The 2276-nt window shown below is 75.1% G+C and carries 3 protein-coding genes; 2 read left to right on the top strand and 1 reads right to left on the bottom strand.

Annotated features, from left to right (window positions below; genetic code table 11):
• The coding region (locus AB8Z36_RS38395) for a hypothetical protein (RefSeq protein WP_369217993.1) at positions 1-586 on the bottom strand (586 nt) is incomplete at its 3' end.
• A gap of 177 nt (positions 587-763) precedes the next feature.
• On the opposite strand from AB8Z36_RS38395, the gene aroH reads away from it, so the two are divergent.
• Both aroH and AB8Z36_RS38405 read left to right on the top strand, forming a co-directional pair.
• Positions 764-1126 carry a chorismate mutase gene (gene aroH / locus AB8Z36_RS38400; protein ID WP_369217994.1) on the top strand — a complete coding sequence of 121 codons (363 nt, stop codon included), beginning with the start codon at positions 764-766 and terminating at the stop codon, positions 1124-1126.
• The gene (locus AB8Z36_RS38405; RefSeq protein WP_369217995.1) at positions 1123-2208 is read left to right on the top strand and encodes a prephenate dehydrogenase; all 1086 of its coding nucleotides are present in this window, start codon (positions 1123-1125) and stop codon (positions 2206-2208) included. The genes aroH and AB8Z36_RS38405 overlap by 4 nt, the downstream gene beginning before the upstream one ends.
• The last annotated feature ends 68 nt before the right edge of the window (positions 2209-2276 follow it).

Consider the following 2276-nt stretch of genomic DNA (forward strand, 5'->3'; position numbering starts at 1 on the left):
CCCGCTCGCCGCCGCGGTTGAGGATGCCGACCTGCCTGCCGTCGGGCAGGACGATCCAGCCGCCGTCGACCTTCGCGCCGCGCACCACGGTCGTGGCGCGGTACAGGCCGGACGACTTCGTCGCCTTGTCGGCGGTGAACCTGTCGTGACCGCCCGCGACGGCGACCGTGCCGCTGATCCGGTCGCCGGCCAGGTCGCCCGTCAGCCTCGCGCCGCGCCTGCCGGTCAGCCGCATGGACCCGTCGTCCTCGACGTCGCCCTTCAGCCACGACTCCTTGTCGCGGCCGTCGCAGTAGTACGCGATGGCCTTGCCGTCCTCCAGTGTGATCGCCACGGAGGCGCTGTCGTCGGCGGTGCGGCCCGCGTACTCGGCGTCGGCGGGCTTCGCGCTCCCAGAGGCGGAGGCGGAGGTGCCGGACGGCTCCGGCGTCTTCCCCGCGCTCCGGGAGGGGGTGCCCGCCGTGGCGCCGGGGGCGTCCCCTCCGTAGGACGCCCCGCCCGTCTCCGTCGTCGCGTTGAGCGACAGCATGAACAGGGCGAGCAGCAGCCCGCCGAGAAGGGTGAGGAGCGGACCCGAGCGCTTCATGGCGGCCTCCCCCGAGGCGCGGCACCTGCCGACCCTTCATGCAAGCGGACCCACGCCCCCGCGTCCAGAGCCGTGCGGCCCCCGCTCGTCTCGCGGACCGGGCGCCGCGCGCCCCCGTACGCGGCGCTGACTACCCTTGGCTCCTGTACTCCGTACGCGAGCAGAAGGAGCGGTGACGTGGCGGTACGAGCGGTCCGGGGCGCCGTCCAGCTCGACGAGGACGAGGCCGGGCACATGGGCGAGCGGGTCGGCGCGCTGCTCACCGAGGTCCTCGGACGCAACGGCCTGACCGACGAGGACCTGATCAGCATCTGGTTCACGGCCACGCCCGACCTGCACTGCGACTTCCCCGCCGCCGCGGCCCGCGCCATCGGCATCGTCGACGTACCCCTGATCTGCGCCCAGGAGCTGGAGATCGAGGGCGCCATGCCCCGCGTCGTCCGGCTCCTCGCCCACATAGAGACCGACCGCCCCCGCTCCGAGATCGCGCACGTCTACCTCGGCGCCGCGGCCGCACTCCGCAAGGACATCGCCCAGTGAGAACCGCCCTCGTCATCGGCACCGGCCTGATCGGCACCTCCGCCGCCCTCGCCCTCGCCTCCCGCGGCGTCACCGTCCACCTCGCCGACCACGACCCGGCGCAGGCCCGCACCGCCGCCGCGCTCGGCGCGGGCACCGACGAGCCCCCCGAGGGCCCCGTCGACCTCTGCGTCGTCTCCGTGCCGCCCGCGCACGTCGCCGCCACCCTGGCCGACGTCATGCGGCGCGGAGCGGCCCGCGGCTACCTCGACGTCGCCAGCGTCAAGGGCGGCCCGCGCCGCGAGCTGGAGGCGCTCGGCCTCGACCTCACCCCTTACATCGGCACGCATCCCATGTCCGGGCGCGAGCGCAGCGGCCCGCTCGCCGCCACCGCCGACCTCTTCGAGGGGCGGCCGTGGGTGCTCACCCCGACCCGCGACACCGACACCGAGGTGCTCAACCTCGCCCTCGAACTCGTCGCGCTCTGCCGCGCCGTCCCCGTGGTCATGGACGCCGACGCCCACGACCGCGCGGTCGCCCTCGTCTCGCACATGCCCCACCTGGTCTCCAGCATGGTCGCCGCCCGCCTGGAGAACGCCGACGAGTCGGCCGTACGCCTCTGCGGCCAGGGCATCCGCGACGTGACCCGGATCGCCGCGTCCGACCCCCGGATGTGGATCGACATCCTGTCCGCCAACCCCGGGCCGGTCGCCGACCTGCTCGCCGACGTCGCCGCCGACCTGGAGGGAACCGTCACCGCGCTGCGCGCCCTCCAGTCCGCCGACGAGACGAAGCGGACCGAGGGCGCGGCCGGGGTGGAGACCATGCTCCGGCGCGGCAACGCGGGCCAGACCCGGGTGCCGGGCAAGCACGGGGCGGCCCCCGCCGCGTACGAGGTCGTCGCGGTCCTCATCGACGACCAGCCCGGCCAGCTCGCCCGCATCTTCGCCGACGCCGACCGGGCGGGCGCGAACATCGAGGACGTGCGCATCGAGCACGCGACCGGACAGCAGGCGGGCCTGGTGCAGCTCATGGTCGAGCCGAAGGCGGCGCCCGGGCTCAGCGCGGCGCTGCGCGAGCGCGGCTGGTCGATCCGGCAGTAGGGACCGGCCGGTCCGGCGGCGGAGGGCAGGCGGAAGGGGCTGTCGGGGCAGGGTGCGCGAGCCAGTAA

Source organism: Streptomyces flavofungini (genome assembly GCF_041028215.1).
Lineage (GTDB): Bacteria > Actinomycetota > Actinomycetes > Streptomycetales > Streptomycetaceae > Streptomyces > Streptomyces flavofungini_B.